Annotated in this window: 13 protein-coding genes and 1 pseudogene; 10 read left to right on the forward strand and 4 right to left on the reverse strand. The window is 45.2% G+C overall.

Features of this window, described 5'->3' with window-relative positions; all coding sequences use genetic code 11:
* From tuf to R7P74_RS21430, 4 genes and pseudogenes are all read left to right on the forward strand, one after another.
* A pseudogene (gene tuf / locus R7P74_RS21415) lies at positions 1-132 on the forward strand (elongation factor Tu); the annotation flags it as partial.
* A gap of 331 nt (positions 133-463) precedes the next feature.
* Complete coding sequence (locus R7P74_RS21420; protein WP_005381360.1) at positions 464-652, forward strand: (2Fe-2S)-binding protein; 189 nt, start codon at positions 464-466, stop codon at positions 650-652.
* Between the two features lie 93 nt (positions 653-745).
* Positions 746-1,222: a bacterioferritin gene (bfr, locus tag R7P74_RS21425; RefSeq protein ID WP_005381359.1), complete on the forward strand. Its 477-nt coding sequence runs from the start codon at positions 746-748 to the stop codon at positions 1,220-1,222.
* 206 nt (positions 1,223-1,428) lie between these two features.
* The gene (locus R7P74_RS21430; RefSeq protein WP_005381358.1) at positions 1,429-2,706 is read left to right on the forward strand and encodes a malic enzyme-like NAD(P)-binding protein; all 1,278 of its coding nucleotides are present in this window, start codon (positions 1,429-1,431) and stop codon (positions 2,704-2,706) included.
* Between the two features lie 112 nt (positions 2,707-2,818).
* Here R7P74_RS21430 and metJ read toward each other — a convergent pair whose 3' ends face one another.
* Positions 2,819-3,139, reverse strand: coding sequence for a met regulon transcriptional regulator MetJ (gene metJ, locus R7P74_RS21435; RefSeq protein ID WP_005381353.1), 321 nt, complete (start codon positions 3,137-3,139; stop codon positions 2,819-2,821).
* Between the two features lie 225 nt (positions 3,140-3,364).
* Here metJ and R7P74_RS21440 point away from each other — a divergent pair, with 225 nt between their 5' ends.
* The 3 genes from R7P74_RS21440 (at position 3,365) to metF (ending at position 8,114) form a co-directional block, all read left to right on the forward strand.
* The gene (locus R7P74_RS21440) at positions 3,365-4,525 is read left to right on the forward strand and encodes an O-succinylhomoserine (thiol)-lyase (RefSeq protein WP_158174194.1); all 1,161 of its coding nucleotides are present in this window, start codon (positions 3,365-3,367) and stop codon (positions 4,523-4,525) included.
* 15 nt (positions 4,526-4,540) lie between these two features.
* Positions 4,541-6,949 carry a bifunctional aspartate kinase/homoserine dehydrogenase II gene (locus R7P74_RS21445; protein WP_238966803.1) on the forward strand — a complete coding sequence of 803 codons (2,409 nt, stop codon included), beginning with the start codon at positions 4,541-4,543 and terminating at the stop codon, positions 6,947-6,949.
* 262 nt (positions 6,950-7,211) lie between these two features.
* Complete coding sequence (gene metF / locus R7P74_RS21450) at positions 7,212-8,114, forward strand: methylenetetrahydrofolate reductase (protein WP_005381345.1); 903 nt, start codon at positions 7,212-7,214, stop codon at positions 8,112-8,114.
* A gap of 70 nt (positions 8,115-8,184) precedes the next feature.
* On the opposite strand, the gene R7P74_RS21455 is transcribed toward metF, so the two are convergent.
* From R7P74_RS21455 to argE, 3 genes are all read right to left on the reverse strand, one after another.
* The gene (locus R7P74_RS21455; protein WP_005382791.1) at positions 8,185-8,724 is read right to left on the reverse strand and encodes a PadR family transcriptional regulator; all 540 of its coding nucleotides are present in this window, start codon (positions 8,722-8,724) and stop codon (positions 8,185-8,187) included.
* A gap of 425 nt (positions 8,725-9,149) precedes the next feature.
* Positions 9,150-11,783 (reverse strand): phosphoenolpyruvate carboxylase, encoded by a 2,634-nt coding sequence (gene ppc / locus R7P74_RS21460; RefSeq protein WP_005381336.1) that lies wholly within the window; start codon positions 11,781-11,783, stop codon positions 9,150-9,152.
* A gap of 272 nt (positions 11,784-12,055) precedes the next feature.
* Positions 12,056-13,192 (reverse strand): acetylornithine deacetylase, encoded by a 1,137-nt coding sequence (gene argE / locus R7P74_RS21465; protein ID WP_086047070.1) that lies wholly within the window; start codon positions 13,190-13,192, stop codon positions 12,056-12,058.
* 144 nt (positions 13,193-13,336) lie between these two features.
* Here argE and argC point away from each other — a divergent pair, with 144 nt between their 5' ends.
* The 3 genes from argC (at position 13,337) to R7P74_RS21480 (ending at position 16,453) form a co-directional block, all read left to right on the forward strand.
* The gene (argC, locus tag R7P74_RS21470; RefSeq protein WP_225474184.1) at positions 13,337-14,341 is read left to right on the forward strand and encodes an N-acetyl-gamma-glutamyl-phosphate reductase; all 1,005 of its coding nucleotides are present in this window, start codon (positions 13,337-13,339) and stop codon (positions 14,339-14,341) included.
* Positions 14,342-14,362: 21 nt separating this feature from the next.
* Positions 14,363-15,154 (forward strand): acetylglutamate kinase, encoded by a 792-nt coding sequence (gene argB / locus R7P74_RS21475; protein ID WP_005381333.1) that lies wholly within the window; start codon positions 14,363-14,365, stop codon positions 15,152-15,154.
* Between the two features lie 84 nt (positions 15,155-15,238).
* Positions 15,239-16,453 carry an argininosuccinate synthase gene (locus tag R7P74_RS21480; RefSeq protein WP_017821738.1) on the forward strand — a complete coding sequence of 405 codons (1,215 nt, stop codon included), beginning with the start codon at positions 15,239-15,241 and terminating at the stop codon, positions 16,451-16,453.
* Positions 16,454-16,577 lie beyond the last annotated feature (124 nt).

Genomic DNA, 16,577 nt, shown 5'->3' on the forward strand with positions numbered 1-16,577 from the left:
ATGCCAGGCGACAACGTACAGATGACTGTAGAGCTAATCGCACCAATCGCAATGGACGAAGGTCTACGTTTCGCGATCCGTGAAGGTGGCCGTACAGTAGGTGCTGGTGTTGTAGCTAAGATCTTCGACTAATTCATAACGAATTAAACGAAATCTTGCACTGTTCTTCTTTTTGAAGAAAGCGCATCGAAAAGGGAAGCTTAGGCTTCCCTTTTTCATTTCTAGATTACATTTAGTTATAAGTGTTGAAATAAAAGACGTCACTTTTTCGATTTAAAAACAGAGTTTTACCGAATTTATTTCTTAACGCTTTTACTCACCCCTCTTAACCCTTTGATCTTTTCCTGCTGCGGTAAAATCGTTATAACCAAATATTCTGAGCGGACACCATAATGCGACTGGTAACAAGAACTATTCTTGTTTATATTGTTTGTCACAGATTAGTTTTATAGGTTTTTTGAGTATGTACGTTTGTCTTTGCCATGGTGTCTCCGACAAAAAAATCAGGAAGTTGGCGATAGATGAAGGCGTAACAGATATTAAAGGAATCAAAAAGTGCACGGCATTGGGCAGCCAATGTGGTAAGTGCATCAGACAGGCCAAGGAAATTTTAGCGGAAACTAGTTACACGGAATTTAAACAAGCCAGCTAATTGCTGTAAGTATGCAGTAATTATTTGCCTTACATTTTGACACCTTCTCATTTGCTTCTACATTTAAATGAAGCCAAAGAGGAGGGTTTTGTCATGAAAGGCGATCCAATCATCATTCAACATCTCAATAAAGTGCTCGGTAACGAGCTCGTCGCTATTAATCAGTATTTTCTTCATGCCCGAATGTATAAAGACTGGGGCTTAAAGCACCTAGCAGACAAGGAATATCACGAATCTATCGATGAGATGAAACATGCCGATCATCTAATTGAGCGTATTTTGTTCCTTGAAGGCTTACCGAACCTACAAGATTTAGGTAAGTTGATGATTGGTGAAGATACCAAGGAAATGCTCGAGTGTGACTTAAAGCTTGAAATGGCGGCTATTCCAGATTTAAAAGATGCGATTGCCTACGCTGAAGACATTCGAGATTATGTGTCTCGAGATCTCTTCCAAGATATTCTTGAAGATGAAGAAGAACATGTTGATTGGCTAGAGACGCAACTTGGCTTGATTGAAATGTCTGGTATTGAGAATTATCTCCAAGCGCAATACGTGGACGAAGAGTAACGATACTTTCTGAGTTTGCATACTCCAATAATAGTAATAAGAAAGAGCACCTGACTCGAAAATCAGGTGCTTAACCCCGTTATCTGGTCTAATCTCTTTTATTATCGGCTTTTTAAGGATATTGCTCGCAATCTTGCCTATGAAGTTTGATTTCTATCCGATAGAATTTATGCCCCCTTACCTAAAAATAAAAAAGAGAAACGTCCATGTCTGAAGACAACCACCAAGCAGCCACTCCAGAAGAAGAACATCGCCAAAAAGCATTGGATTACCATGCTTATCCAACTCCAGGAAAGATTGCTGTCGAACTGACAAAGCCTGCGGAAACGGCAGGTGATCTTGCCCTTGCATATAGCCCTGGTGTTGCAGAGCCAGTGCGTGAAATCGCACAAAACCCGGATAACGTGTACAAGTACACTGCAAAAGGGAACATGGTTGCTGTTATTTCTAACGGTACCGCTATTCTAGGTCTAGGTAACCTAGGTCCACTTGCATCTAAGCCAGTGATGGAAGGTAAAGCGTTACTGTTTAAGCGTTTTGCAGGTCTTGACTCTATTGATATTGAAGTTAAGCACCGCACGATCGATGAATTTGTTGATACTGTTGCGAGCATTGCAGACACTTTTGGCGGTATTAACCTTGAAGATATTAAAGCACCAGACTGTTTTGAGATTGAAAAACGTTTGATTGAGCGTTGTGATGTACCAGTATTCCACGATGATCAACATGGTACTGCTATTGTAACGGCAGCGGGTATGCTGAATGCAATCGAACTTCAAGGTAAGAAACTTGAAGATTCAACAATTGTTTGTCTTGGCGCTGGCGCTGCCGCTGTAGCGTGTATGGAGCTTCTGATCAAATGCGGCGCAATGCGCGAAAAAATCTACATGCTAGATCGCAAAGGTGTGATTCACACTCGTCGTGATGATCTTAATGAATATAAGCAGCTATTTGCGAACAATACAGATAAGCGCACACTAGAAGACGTGATTGAAGGTGCAGATCTGTTCCTAGGTGTATCTGGTCCAAACCTATTGCCAGCGGAAGCGTTGAAGTTGATGGCAGATAAGCCAATCGTATTCGCATGTTCTAACCCGGATCCTGAAATCAAGCCGGAACTTGCTCACGCAGTTCGTGATGACTTGATCATGGGTACTGGCCGTAGTGATTATCCTAACCAAGTTAACAACGTATTGTGTTTCCCATTCATTTTCCGCGGTGCTCTTGATGTGCGTGCAAGTGAAATCAATGATGAAATGAAACTTGCAGCCGTTGAGGCGATTCGTGAGCTAGCAAAAGAGCCTGTACCTGAAGCCGTATTGAAGGCTGCAGGTGTTGATAAGCTAGAGTTTGGTGCGGACTATATTATTCCAAAACCAATGGATTCACGTTTGCTACCACGTGTTGCAAAAGCGGTTGCTCAGGCGGCGGTTAATTCAGGTGTAGCTCGTATCGAGATGCCTGAAAACTACATGGCAGAGTAATATATCTTTCAGATGTGATACACAAAAATGGGACGCTATTGCGTCCCATTTTTTATGTCATTCATTTGGCTCGAGGCAAGAGTTATTACCTGAAACCTCTTATCAGGCTTTTTTATTCTTCGTCGAATGACTCAAATTCGATGCCCATTTCCGTCATCAGCGCTTTTACTTCTGTTGGAATATCATCAGGACGGTCTTTACGAAGGTCTTCATCTGTCGGAAGTGGCTGACCTGTGTACGCGTGCAAAAATGCCTCGCATAGCAATTCGCTATTGGTTGCATGGCGTAAGTTATTGATCTGACGGCGAGTACGCTCATCAGTTAGCACCTTTAAAACTTTTAGCGGGATAGAGACGGTAATTTTTTTTACTTGTTCGCTTTTTTTGCCGTGCTCTGCATATGGGCTAATGTATTCGCCATTCCAGTCAGCCATTGCACACCTTCATTTATGTAATCGGTTAAAAATAATTTAGGTGCTGATTTTAGCTGCATTTACCGCCATAAGCAAAGACATATAGACGTCTAGAAGTGTTGACGTCTCATTTTTTGACGAGTAAAGTGAACATAACAGCAAAGGAAGCGTGTTGATCACTTTATGTTACTCATTAGATATAGCGCATTCCTATTTAGAAGTCATTACCCGTGAAAGGATACACCCATGAGCACTCGCAAACCTGCGACCATTGCAGTACGCACTGGTATTGAATCAGACAGCCAATATCATGCTGTCGTTCCACCTATTTATCTTTCCACTAACTATGGTTTTCCTGCTTTTGGTGAAGTGCCCAAGTATGATTACACACGATCTGGTAATCCAAATCGCGGACTGTTGGAAAGTGCGCTATCTGAACTCGAGTCTGGAAAAGGAGCGGTTGTTACTAACTGCGGTACGTCGGCATTAAATTTATGGGTTTCCGCTTTTCTCGGCCCAGATGATCTCATTATTGCTCCTCACGATTGTTATGGTGGTACCTATCGTCTTTTTAATACCCGAGCTAACAAAGGCGATTTTAAGGTTCAGTTTGTCGATCAATCAGACGAACAGGCTTTAGATGCTGCATTGGCACAAAAACCAAAACTCATTTTGCTAGAAACTCCGTCAAATCCTCTGGTTCGCGTAGTGGATATTGCAGCTACTTGTGAAAAAGCGAAACAAGTCGGCGCGTTAGTTGCGGTGGACAATACCTTTTTGACACCCGTGTACCAAAAACCTTTAGAGCTAGGTGCGGATTTTGTTATCCACTCCACAACAAAATACATCAACGGTCATTCGGACGTAATTGGTGGGGTAATCATCACCAACACAGAAGCGCATGCAGAAGAGCTTGCATGGTGGGGCAATTGTATTGGTGCAACGGGCACACCATTCGATAGTTACATGACACTGCGAGGTATTCGTACGCTTGGTGCTCGTATGAGAGTACATGAAGAGAGCTCACAGCAGGTACTGGCTTACCTACAGAAACAAGCGTTAGTTAAAACTATCTATCATCCAAGCCTGCCGGAACATCCAGGTCATGACATCGCTAAAAAGCAGCAAACGGGCTTTGGCTCTATGTTGAGTTTTGAGTTTTCTGGTTCGTTTGAACAGTTAAAGGTGTTTGTGAAAGAGCTCCAACTGTTTTCATTAGCAGAGTCATTAGGTGGTGTAGAAAGTTTGATTTGCCACCCAGCATCCATGACGCACCGTGCAATGGGTGAGGAGGCGCTGGCGGAGGCTGGGGTCTCTCATCAACTATTGCGTTTGTCTGTCGGTTTGGAAGATGCACAAGACCTCATCACAGATTTAGAACAAGCGTTCGCTAAAGCTACCCAGTAATAGGAGACGATAACAATGACTGTACAACGTCAGCTGCATAAGTTTGGTGGCAGTAGCTTAGCAAACCCAGAATGCTACTTACGCGTTGTGGGTATTCTCAAGGAGTATTCGACAGAAAATGATCTTGTGGTCGTCTCTGCTGCAGGAAAAACCACTAATCGCTTGATTGAGTTTTTGGAAGGGTTAAATAAAGATGGCCGAATTGCGCATGAAGCGCTTCAAAGCTTGAGACAGTTCCAAACTGAGCTAATAGAAAGCTTGTTGGAGAGTGAAGCAAAAGAAGAGCTGTTAGCTTTATTACATGATGAGTTCAGTACTCTCTCGGAGCTGACTGCACCACTCACTAATGCGCAAAAAGCTGCGGTACTGGGACACGGAGAAGTATGGTCTGCTCGCCTATTGGCCGCGTTATTATCTCAACGTTCTATCCCTGCGGTTGCACAAGATGCACGAGCGTTTTTACGTGCAGAAGCGGGAACTCAACCAGAGGTTGATCGCGCTCGTTCATACCCTTTAATTAAAGAGATCCTCGCGCAGCATAACCATAAACGTGTGGTAATTACTGGCTTTATGGCTCAGAACGAGGCAGGAGAAACCATTCTACTTGGTCGTAACGGCTCTGACTATTCTGCAACGGTCATAGGCGCGCTTGCTGAAGTCAATACTGTCACGATTTGGAGTGATGTTGCTGGTGTTTATAGTGCCGATCCACGTTTGGTGTCTGACGCTTGTTTATTACCGTTACTTCGATTGGATGAAGCCAGTGAACTTGCTCGCTTAGCTGCCCCAGTGCTACACAGTCGTACGCTTCAGCCTGTGGCGCAAAGTACCATGGACCTTAATCTCAAGTGTAGCTATCTGCCAGAGTCGGGTTCTACTCGTATTGAGCGTGTATTGGCATCTGGTCGTGGCGCTAAAATTATTACTTCACTGGATGATGTTTTATTGGTGCAGTTGTCTTTCATGCATGGGCACGACTTCGAAAAAACACAGAGTGATGTATTACAAGCGTTGCAGCGCGCGCAATTAGAGCCACTGGCATTTGAAGCTCAATCCGATCAGCACACGCTACGCTTGGCTTACACCGCAGAAATCGCCGGTGGTGCATTGAAACACTTGCAAGAGCTTGCGGTAGAGGCTGAAATTAAGCTAAAAGAAGGTTACTCGCTCTTAGCTGCGGTAGGTGCAGGCGTTACGAAAAACGCCAATCATTGCTTTGGCTTTTATCAGAAGCTAAAGCACTCTCCGGTAGAATTTATCTCTGAAACAGACTCAGGGCTGAGCCTAGTCGCTGTTTTGCGCCGTACTGATACTGAGGCGTTGGTTCAAACGATTCATAGCCAGTTGTTCCAAGCGCAAAAACGCGTGGCAGTGGCTTTATGTGGCAAGGGTAATATTGGTTCTAGTTGGTTAAATTTATTTGCGACGCAAAAAAGTGAGCTCGAAAAACGTCATGGTATGAGCTTTGATCTTGTCGCGGTTGTGGATAGCCAAACCTATTGGTTCGATGAGCAAGGTATTGAGGCGGCGAGTGTTGCTGAACGATTTGATGATGAAAGCATAGCAAACAATGGGGATTGGCTGGCACGTTTGGGAGCGCTTAAAAGCTACGATGAAGCCGTCGTGCTTGATGTTACCGCGAGTAAAGAGTTGGCTCAGCGCTACGTAGAAATCGCACAGCAAGGCATTCATTTGATTTCCGCTAACAAAGTTGCCGGTTCCGCAGATAGCCAGTACTACCATCAGGTTCAAGATGCATTCGCTAAAATTGGTCGTCATTGGCTATACAACGCAACGGTTGGTGCTGGGTTACCGATAAACCATACCGTGCGAGATCTTCGTGAAAGTGGGGATGAAATCGTCGCTCTATCGGGTATTTTCTCGGGGACGCTATCATGGCTGTTCCAACAGTTTGATGGTTCTGTGCCATTTAATGATTTAGTCGATCTTGCTTGGCAGCAAGGTTTAACCGAACCTGATCCTCGTTCTGATTTAGATGGCTCCGATGTAATGCGCAAGTTAGTCATCTTGGCTCGAGAGTCGGGCCTAGATATAGAACCAGACAGCGTTAAAGTTGAGTCTTTGGTGCCAGAAGAATTAAGAGAACTGAGCTTAGATGATTTCTTCGATAATGGAGCGTTGTTGAGTGAAATACTTCAAGAGCGTCTGACAAAAGCACAGAGAAACGATCAAGTGCTTCGCTATGTGGCGCGTTTAGAAAAAAATGGTAAAGCAACGGTGGGAGTCGAAGCGTTATCTCGTGAGCACGCGCTCGCCAACTTATTGCCATGCGATAACATTTTTGCCATAGAGAGCAAGTGGTACAAAGATAACCCTCTGGTCATTCGAGGACCAGGCGCAGGCAGAGAAGTGACAGCCGGCGCTATTCAATCCGACCTCAACCGATTGGCTGGTTTATTTTAAAGTTGCGATTGACCTAAAAACCCTGGAATTAATCCAGGGTTTTTTATTCCCCTATCAGTGCCATACTGAAGTCATAACCCGTGCAAAATGGTGAGATGATGCTCAAGTAGAAACTTGAACTATCTTCATTATTAACTTGAGAAAAATTCATAATTACAAGGTTGACATTAAATCGTATTCAATACATTCTGTAGACATATAGACGTCTAAACGTCGATTTTAAGGATTTGTTTTCGTGGCGGAGTGCCGCAGGGAGAGTAAGATGGGATATACGCACGCAGGCCATATCGACGCCTTGAACCAGAATATTGCTGAGTTATCAGATAACATCAATGTATCGTTTGAGTTTTTTCCGCCAAGCAGCGCTAAGATGGAAGAAACACTTTGGAATTCAGTGCACCGTCTTAAAACGCTTCAACCTAAATTTGTTTCTGTGACTTACGGTGCGAACTCCGGCGAGCGTGACAGAACACACTCCATCATTAAAGAAATTAAAGCAACAACCGGATTGGTTGCCGCTCCCCATCTCACTTGTATTGATGCGACTCGTGAAGAGTTGATTAATATTGCCGATGATTATTGGAACAATGGTATTGAAAATATCGTCGCTCTGCGTGGTGATATTCCTCCTGGTGGCGGTGCGCCTGATATGTATGCCTCGGATTTGGTTGAGCTGCTGAAATCACGCCACGATTTCGATATCTCCGTTGCTGCATTCCCTGAGGTTCACCCTGAAGCTAAAAGCGCTCAGTCTGACTTATTGAACCTAAAACGTAAGGTAGATGCAGGTGCAAACCGTGCTATTACTCAGTTCTTTTTTGACGTTGAGTCTTACCTGCGATTCCGTGACCGTTGTGTCGCAGCAGGAATTGACGTAGAAATTGTGCCAGGAATTTTGCCTGTATCGAACTTTAAGCAAGCGTCTCGCTTTGCGGCACAGAACAATGTGAAAGTACCAGGATGGATGAGTAAACAATTCGATGGCTTGGATGATGATCCGGTGACTCGCCAGCTTGTAGGAGCTAGCCAAGCTATTGATATGGTGCGTGTACTGAGTCGTGAAGGGGTTAAGGACTTTCACTTCTACACACTAAACCGTGCAGAGATGACTTACGCGTTATGCCATACGTTGGGTGTTCGTCCTCGCGCAGTAGTCGGTGCGTAAATCTGGTTTCAAAAAGATAAAAGGCTTGCCAAGTGGCAAGCCTTTTTCGTTTTATCAAAGCAAAAGGAGTTTAACCAATCACTTCAAGTTCAGTTAGAACTTCTTCTGCCCAAGTGATCCAAGTTTCACGTAACAGAAGGTTACGGCGAAGCGTTAGACGTTCTAGGCGAGCTTGTTTATCTAAAGTTGACGGCGTTGCGTAGTAAGCCGCTTCAATTTCTTTGTAGTGAGAAACCAGTTTGCGAGACTCTTCAACTAGCTCGGCGAGTTGGTCACGGAATGGAGCTGCAGGTTGAACGGCACATGCCATCAATTTCGCTGAAAACTCATCACGAACTGTTGGGTGTGCAGTTGGTTGATCAAACCACTCTCCTAAAGCGCTGCGACCAGCGTCTGTAATGGAGTAAACCTTGCGGTCTGGTTTGCCTTCTTGGGGTTCTAATACGCAAGTAACCAGTTCTTTCTCAGCCATTTTGTTGAGTTCACGGTACACCTGTTGGTGGCTTGCTTTCCAGAAGTAACCGATGCTAGCAGAGAATTCTTTAGTGATATCGTAACCGGTTGCGTCGCGAGTGCTAAGAACAGTTAAGATTACGTGTGGTAATGACATGTCTTCAATCCAAATGGTCAATAAACTTGTAAACAAGCTACTTATACTTTCAGCTGCGCTCTTACTGGCACTTGAGTTTTTTAATGTATAAGTAGCACCAACAATGTTGGTCCTGTCACCTTAAAGCCGTTTATCACCTAGAGAGATGGGGAGTCCCATCAAGGCTGGAGCAGGTATGATTGGATTTATGAGCTCTCAGCAGGCAAGTAGTATATAAATAATAAGCATGAAGTGGAATAGTAGGACAAAATTACCCTAAAAAACTAACATAATAATCAATAGTGTTAACTTGTGGTTTTTTATTCTTTTGTTTTGGTATTTTTTGGGTCTATTATGGTTTATTTGACTGCTTTTGTTTTGGTGCGATTATCCTGTGATAATAAAAAGCTGAGCATATGCCCAGCTTTTTATTAAAAATGAAACGATTAGCCTGTGTTGCGCATACCAGCAGCAATACCAGCAATCGTCACCATCAACGCTTCTTCCAAGTTTGCAGAGGCTTCTTCGGTTTGACGCGTGCGGTATAGCAGCTCTGCTTGTAGCATATTCAATGGCTCAACGTAGATATTGCGTAAGCGAATCGACTCGAGTCCCCAAGGGTCATGCTGCATCAAGTTTTCATTGTTCTCTACATTCAGTACCGCTTTGATGTCTTCTTGAAGCTGAGCACGAAGTTTTTCACCGAGTGGACGGAGCGACTCATCCACCAATCGCTCATCGTAGTAGCGAGAGATATCAATATTACACTTCGAGTACACCATTTCCAGCATGCCGAGACGAGTTGAGAAAAATGGCCATTCGCGGCACATCTCTTCGAGCAATGCTTGGTGGCCTTTATCGATCGAGTATTGAATCGCTTCACCTGCGCCTAGCCATGCAGGAAGTACCAAACGGTTTTGACTCCATGAGAAGATCCACGGGATTGCACGTAAGCTTTCTACTCCGCCCTTAGGGTTGCGTTTTGCAGGACGAGAACCAAGTGGCAACTTGCCGAGTTCGAGTTCTGGTGTTGCTTGGCGGAAGTAAGGCACGAAATCTGGCTCGCCACGAACCACATTTCGGTAAGACTCACAGCTTACTTCTGATAGCACTTCCATCAAGTCGCGCCATTCTTGTTTTGGCTCTGGTGGCGGTAACAAGTTGGCCTCCAGAATCGCACTTGCGTATAGGTTAAAGCTGTTTACTGCGACATCTGGGAGCCCCAGTTTAAAGCGGATCATCTCGCCTTGTTCTGTTACACGTAAACCGCCTTTCAAGCTTTTTGGTGGTTGCGACAAAAGCGCAGCATGCGCAGGTGCACCACCGCGACCGACTGTGCCCCCACGACCATGGAATAGAGTTAGCTCAACGCCTTCTTCCTCAGCCACTTTAACTAACGATTCCATCGCATGATACTGAGCCCAGCCAGCAGACATAACACCTGCATCTTTCGCTGAGTCAGAGTAACCAATCATGACCATCTGGTGGTTTTGGATAAAACCACGGTAAAGGTCAATCCCCATAAGCTGCTTGATGACCGATTCTGCGTTGTTCAAATCGTCTAGCGTTTCGAACAGAGGACACACATCCATGCGGTAAGGGCAACCCGCTTCTTGTAGCAGTAGATGAACGGCTAGTACGTCAGAGGCGGTACGTGCCATTGAAATAACGTAAGCGCCAAACGCTTCACGCGGTTGTGCTGCAACAATCTTGCAGGTATCCAAAACCTCTTTGACGGGTTCAGACGGTTCCCAATCACGAGGGAGAAGCGGACGTTTAGATGCAAGCTCGTTAGTTAGAAAAGCAATCTTATCTTGCTCACTCCATTGTTCGTAATCACCAATACCTAAGTAGCGAGTTAGTTCAGACAAGACGTCTGAGTGACGCGTGCTCTCTTGGCGGATATCAAGACGTACAAGATGGATACCAAATGCTTTTACGCGGCGTAGTGTATCCAGTAGTGAGCCGTTGGCTATTACACCCATGCCACATTCGTTTAGTGACTGGTAGCAGGCATACAGCGGTTCCCAAAGTTGCTCGACTTTTTGCAGTGGTGCTTTAACAGCCAGCTTTTGACCGTGGATCTTAGCATCGAGAATATCTTTGGTTTCATTGAGCAGAGTGCGTAATTGCTTCAGGATCGCACGGTATGGTTCGTGCTGATCTTCGCCAGCAAGTTCACGGACTTGATCGTTTGAAACTGTCATAGACAGCTCGCTGATCAACTCGTTGATGTCATTGAGATAAAGATCGGCGGCTTTCCAACGAGACAATAGTAAGACTTCACGCGTAACGTTGTGAGTAACAAACGGGTTACCGTCACGGTCACCGCCCATCCAAGAGGAGAAGTGCACTGGGCGAGCATCAATGGGTAAACCTTCTCCAAGGTAAGATTTTAGACGGTCATTCATCTCACGTAGGAAGTCCGGTACTGCTTCCCATAGAGAGTTTTCAACGACCGCAAAGCCCCACTTTGCTTCATCCAACGGAGTAGGGCGTTGTTGTCGAATCACGTCTGAATGCCAGCCTTGGGCAATCAGTTGCTCTAGGCGGCGTTCGGTTTTTCTGCGCTCTTTAGAAGAAAGATCGCTTAGCTCCAACTTTGATAAGCACTCGTTTATCTTGACCAGTTTGTTGATCATCGTGCGGCGCGTAATTTCTGTTGGGTGAGCCGTCAATACCAATTCAATATTCAGATCACGAACCGCTTGGGCAGTGTCCAGTTTGCTCACATCGTTTTGTACCAGTTTAGAAAACAGCGAGTTAATCGCGTCTGGTTCGCAAATGTGCTCTTCACAATGGCGTGAAATCGTGTGGTATTGCTCAGCGATATTGGTGAGGTTTAGAAATTGGTTAAACGCGCGAGTAACGGGCGTTAGCTGCTCATCAGGTAGATGTTTGATTTCTTCGATCAAGCTGTCCCTGTCTGCTTGATTCCCTGCTTGAGCTGATTTGGATAATTTACGAATGGTTTCCACTTTCTCGAAGATTTCTTCGCCATGGGCATCGCGAATGGTGTTACCCAATAAGTGGCCTAACATGCGCACATTACTTTTGAGTGCGGCGTATTTCTCGTTCATTGTCGTCCTGCCTCGTAAAAAAACTACATCCATTGTCCTTGTTAAGACTCCAATCTAGCGAAAAGCACCAGTTATAGTCAAATAAAGCAGACTAAGTTTGCAATTATTCCGCTGTCTCCTGATTTAGAGCAAATTTACGGCAGCCATAGAGTAAGAAGTGAAAATTAATTACAAAATAACAAGTTAAATAAGTGTTAAGACTAGCGCTGAATTGTGAAGATAAAAAGATGCAGCTCAATCGAGCTGCACAGACTTTCGAGCTTAAACGCGTATTAACAGCAGTACTTGACCATTGCCTTTGAAAGCACATCAATTGTGGGGTCGATAAAGTCGAAGGATAGAAACTCATCCGGTTGATGGGCTTGGTCGATTGACCCAGGGCCGAGCACCAAGGTTGGACACAACTGTTGTAGAAATGGTGCTTCAGTACAGTAGTTCACGGTTTCTGAACTGGTTTGGCAGATCTCTTCAACACCACCAATAAATGGGTGGTCATGTTGGCATTCGTAACCCGGAATAGGCTCATGCAATGGAATAATCTCCAGTCTCCCAGGCCATTTCGCTTCGACTTCTTTTAATGCTCCGCGCAACATGTTCTCTAAACCATCAAGGCTAATGCCGGGAAGAGGACGCACGTCGTAATGCAGTTCGCAGCAACCACAAATACGGTTAGCGCTGTCACCACCGTGAATGTGTCCAAGATTTAGGGTTGGGCTTGGAATGGCAAAACCCGGATGGTGATATTCTTTAATCAATTTGTCACGCAGTTGCATCATGGCGAACATGACTTCATGCATGATCTCAATAGCGTTAACGCCAAGCGCTGGGTCCGATGAGTGACCGGACTTGCCTGTTACGCGAATGGCATTTGCCACATGCCCTTTATGACCTCGAATTGGTACAAGGCTGGTGGGTTCACCAATGATGCAGTAATCCGGCTTAAATGGGGCGTTTGCTGTGAAATGTCGCGCGCCCAACATGGTGGTCTCTTCGTCACAAGTGGCTAATACGTAAAGTGGTTTGCTCTGCTTGCTCCAATCGACTTTCTTCACTGCTTCATAAATAAAGGCGAAAAAGCCTTTCATGTCTGCTGTGCCTAAACCGTAGAAGCGGTTGTCTTTTTCCGTCAGTTTATGCGGATCAAAATTCCATCGCCCTTGATCGAATGGCACGGTATCACTATGGCCAGCAAGTAAAAGGCCACCTTCTCCCTCTCCCATACGTGCGATCATATTGTGCTTGCCTGGCTCGACTTCGATCACTTCAACGCTAAAACCCAGATCTTTAAACCAAGATGCGAGTTTTTCGATGACTTTTGTATTGCCCTGATCCCAGCTCGGATCCGTGGAACTGATAGAAGAGGTGCTGATGAGTCCTTCATAGACCTCTAGAAAAGTTGGTAATTGCATGGATTCTTCAAATCTCCTGTTGACAGACAGACCACAAAAATGTAAAACACATATTAAATCATATTTAATGAATAAAAAATCAAAATAAAGCAAAAATTAAATATGAATAGTCATTTGAGCCTTTAAGTATATGGATGTTACACAATGCTAAAAACCACGATTATTGGAGCCAGCGGTTACACAGGCGCAGAGTTAGCGTTAATGGTTAATAAACACCCACAACTCACGCTATCAGGTTTATACGTTTCCGCCAACAGTGTTGATGCGGGAAAGAGCATCGCGCAGCTGCACGGTAAGCTAGCGGGCATCATTGATATGCCAGTTTTACCACTAAAGGATCCACTGCAAATCGCTCAAGAATCGGACGTGGTGTTTTTGGCAACGGCTCACGAAGTCAGCCATGATTTAGCCCCGACTTTCTTGGAGGCAGGCTGTCAGGTATTCGATTTATCGGGTGCATTCCGTGTGAAAAGTGAAGGCTTTTACGACACTTTTTATGGCTTCGCACATCAACATAACAACTGGCTAGATAAAGCAGCATATGGCTTAGCAGAGTGGAACCAAGAATCAATAAAAACCACTCCTTTGATTGCAGTAGCAGGTTGCTACCCAACCGCTTCACAGCTTGCAATCAAACCTTTATTAGAACATGCGTTGCTTGATACCAACCAATGGCCAGTGATCAACGCAACCAGTGGTGTATCAGGTGCAGGGCGTAAAGCCTCCATGGTTAACAGCTTCTGTGAAGTCAGCTTGCAACCCTATGGTGTATTTAACCATCGTCACCAGCCAGAGATTGCTCAGCACTTGGGTTGCGATGTGATTTTTACTCCGCACCTCGGCAACTTTAAACGCGGCATTCTTGCCACTATCACCATGAAGCTTTCGCAAGGAGTGACAGAATCACAAGTGGCACAGGCGTTTGAACAAGCTTATCAAGGCAAGCCTGCGGTGCGTCTTAAAGGCGACGGTATTCCACGTATTCAGGATGTCGAAAATACCCCTTTCTGCGATATCGGCTGGAAGGTACAAGGCGAACACATCATTGTGATTTCAGCTATCGACAACCTACTTAAAGGTGCATCGAGTCAAGCGATGCAATGTCTCAATATTCATTACGGTTACCCAGAACTGACAGCGTTGCTGTAGTCGTTGAAAGAGGGAAATGCGATGACGCAAACCAATCAAGCTCCTTTAGTCATTAAGCTAGGTGGTGCAGCTCTATCATGCACTCAAACCTTAAGCCAACTTTTTGGTGCCATTGCGGCTTACCAAAAATCGGCACAGCGACAAATCGCCATCGTTCATGGCGGTGGCTACCTAGTTGATGAGTTGATGGCAAAGCTTCAGCTTGAAACCGTTAAGAAAAACGGTTTACGCGTAACGCCTTACGATCAAATTCCTGTGATTGCAGGCGCGCTTGCAGGCACTGCGAATAAGTTACTTCAAGGTCAAGCGATTGCGGACGGTCTTAACGCTGTGGGCCTTAGCCTTGCGGATGGTGGTTTGTGTCTTGTTGAAGAACTTGACCCAGAACTCGGCGCGGTAGGCAAAGCATCACCGGGTGACTCAGCACTATTACAAGCGGTGCTAAACACAGGTGCACTGCCGATCATCAGTTCAATTGGTTTAACCAAAGATGGCCAGATGATGAATGTGAATGCTGATCAAGCAGCAGTCGCGGTTGCGGGCGCATTAGATGCGGAGTTAGTCCTGTTATCAGACGTGAGTGGTGTATTAGATGGAAAAGGCCATTTGATCAAAACCCTGTCAGAGCAGCAAGCTAACTCGTTGATCGATGGACATGTGATCACCGATGGCATGATCGTCAAAGTTAAAGCCGCTTTGGAGGCCGCCAATGATCTTGGCCGTCCAATTGAAGTCGCGACCTGGCGTTACCCAGAAAAATTAGCACAGTTATTCGCTGGTGAAAGTATTGGTACTCAATTCTTGCCTCAATAAGCATCAGCAAAAGAATTCAATATTAGGAAGTCGTAGTTGGCACTGACCGCCGAGCGCAGCGCCAGTTAAGTTTGGAGAAAAAACATGAGCAAAGTGAACGTAAATAAAGTGGTAGTCGCATACTCAGGCGGTCTAGATACTTCAGTAATTATCCCGTGGCTAAAAGAGAACTACGACTGTGAAGTAGTGGCTTTCGTTGCCGATGTTGGTCAAGGTGCCGAAGAGCTAGAAGGCATTGAAGCGAAAGCAAAAGCCTCCGGTGCTTCTGAATGCTACATCGCTGACCTGAAAGAAGAAATGGTCGCAGACTACATTTACCCAACGCTAAAAACCGGCGCGTACTACGAAGGTAAGTACCTGCTAGGTACATCAATGGCGCGTCCAATCATTGCTAAAGCGCAGGTTGAAGTGGCACGTAAAGTGGGCGCGGACGCACTGTGTCATGGCTGTACAGGTAAAGGTAACGACCAAGTGCGTTTCGAAGGTGCATTCGCAGCACTAGCACCGGACTTACAAGTGATTGCACCTTGGCGTGAGTGGGACCTAGTGAGCCGTGAAGAGTGTTTGGATTACCTCGCTGAGCGTAATATTCCTTGTTCTGCGTCTCTTACTAAGATCTATTCACGTGATGCAAATGCATGGCACATTTCGACGGAAGGCGGCGTTTTAGAAGATACTTGGAACGCACCAAACGAAGACTGCTGGGTGTGGACTGTCGACCCAGAGCAAGCGCCAAATGAAGCGGAATACGTCACGCTGAAAGTAGAAAAAGGTGAAGTGGTCGAAGTTGATGGTGAAGCGATGACACCATACAACGCACTGGTTTACCTAAACGAGAAGGGCGCTAAGCACGGTGTTGGCCGTATCGATATCGTGGAAAACCGTCTTGTTGGAATGAAGTCTCGTGGTTGCTATGAAACACCGGGAGGCACCATCATGATGGAAGCGCTGCGCGCTGTAGAGCAGCTTGTGCTAGACAAATCATCATTCGAATTCCGTGAGGAGCTAGGTCTAAAAGCGTCTCACCTTGTATACGATGGCCGTTGGTTTACGCCACTATGTAAATCGATCCTTGCTGCTTCAGAAGAGCTAGCGCAAGACGTTAACGGTGAAGTGGTTGTTAAGCTTTACAAAGGTCAAGCGACAGTGACGCAAAAACGTTCTGACAACAGCTTGTATTCAGAAGAGTTCGCGACTTTTGGTGAAGATGAAGTTTACGACCAAAGCCATGCAGGTGGGTTCATCCGTCTTTACTCGCTATCAAGCCGTATTCGTGCATTGAACAGCCAGAAGAAATAATCCCTTAACATCCATCTTGGATTGAATAAAGACCCGCCATTTATAGGCGGGTCTTTTGGTTTCTAAAAGCGGGTACCTAAATTTGGCTTGAATATATATGTAAAAATATTGAATTTATACTTTA

The sequence above is a fragment of the Vibrio sp. 2033 genome (genome assembly GCF_033339735.1).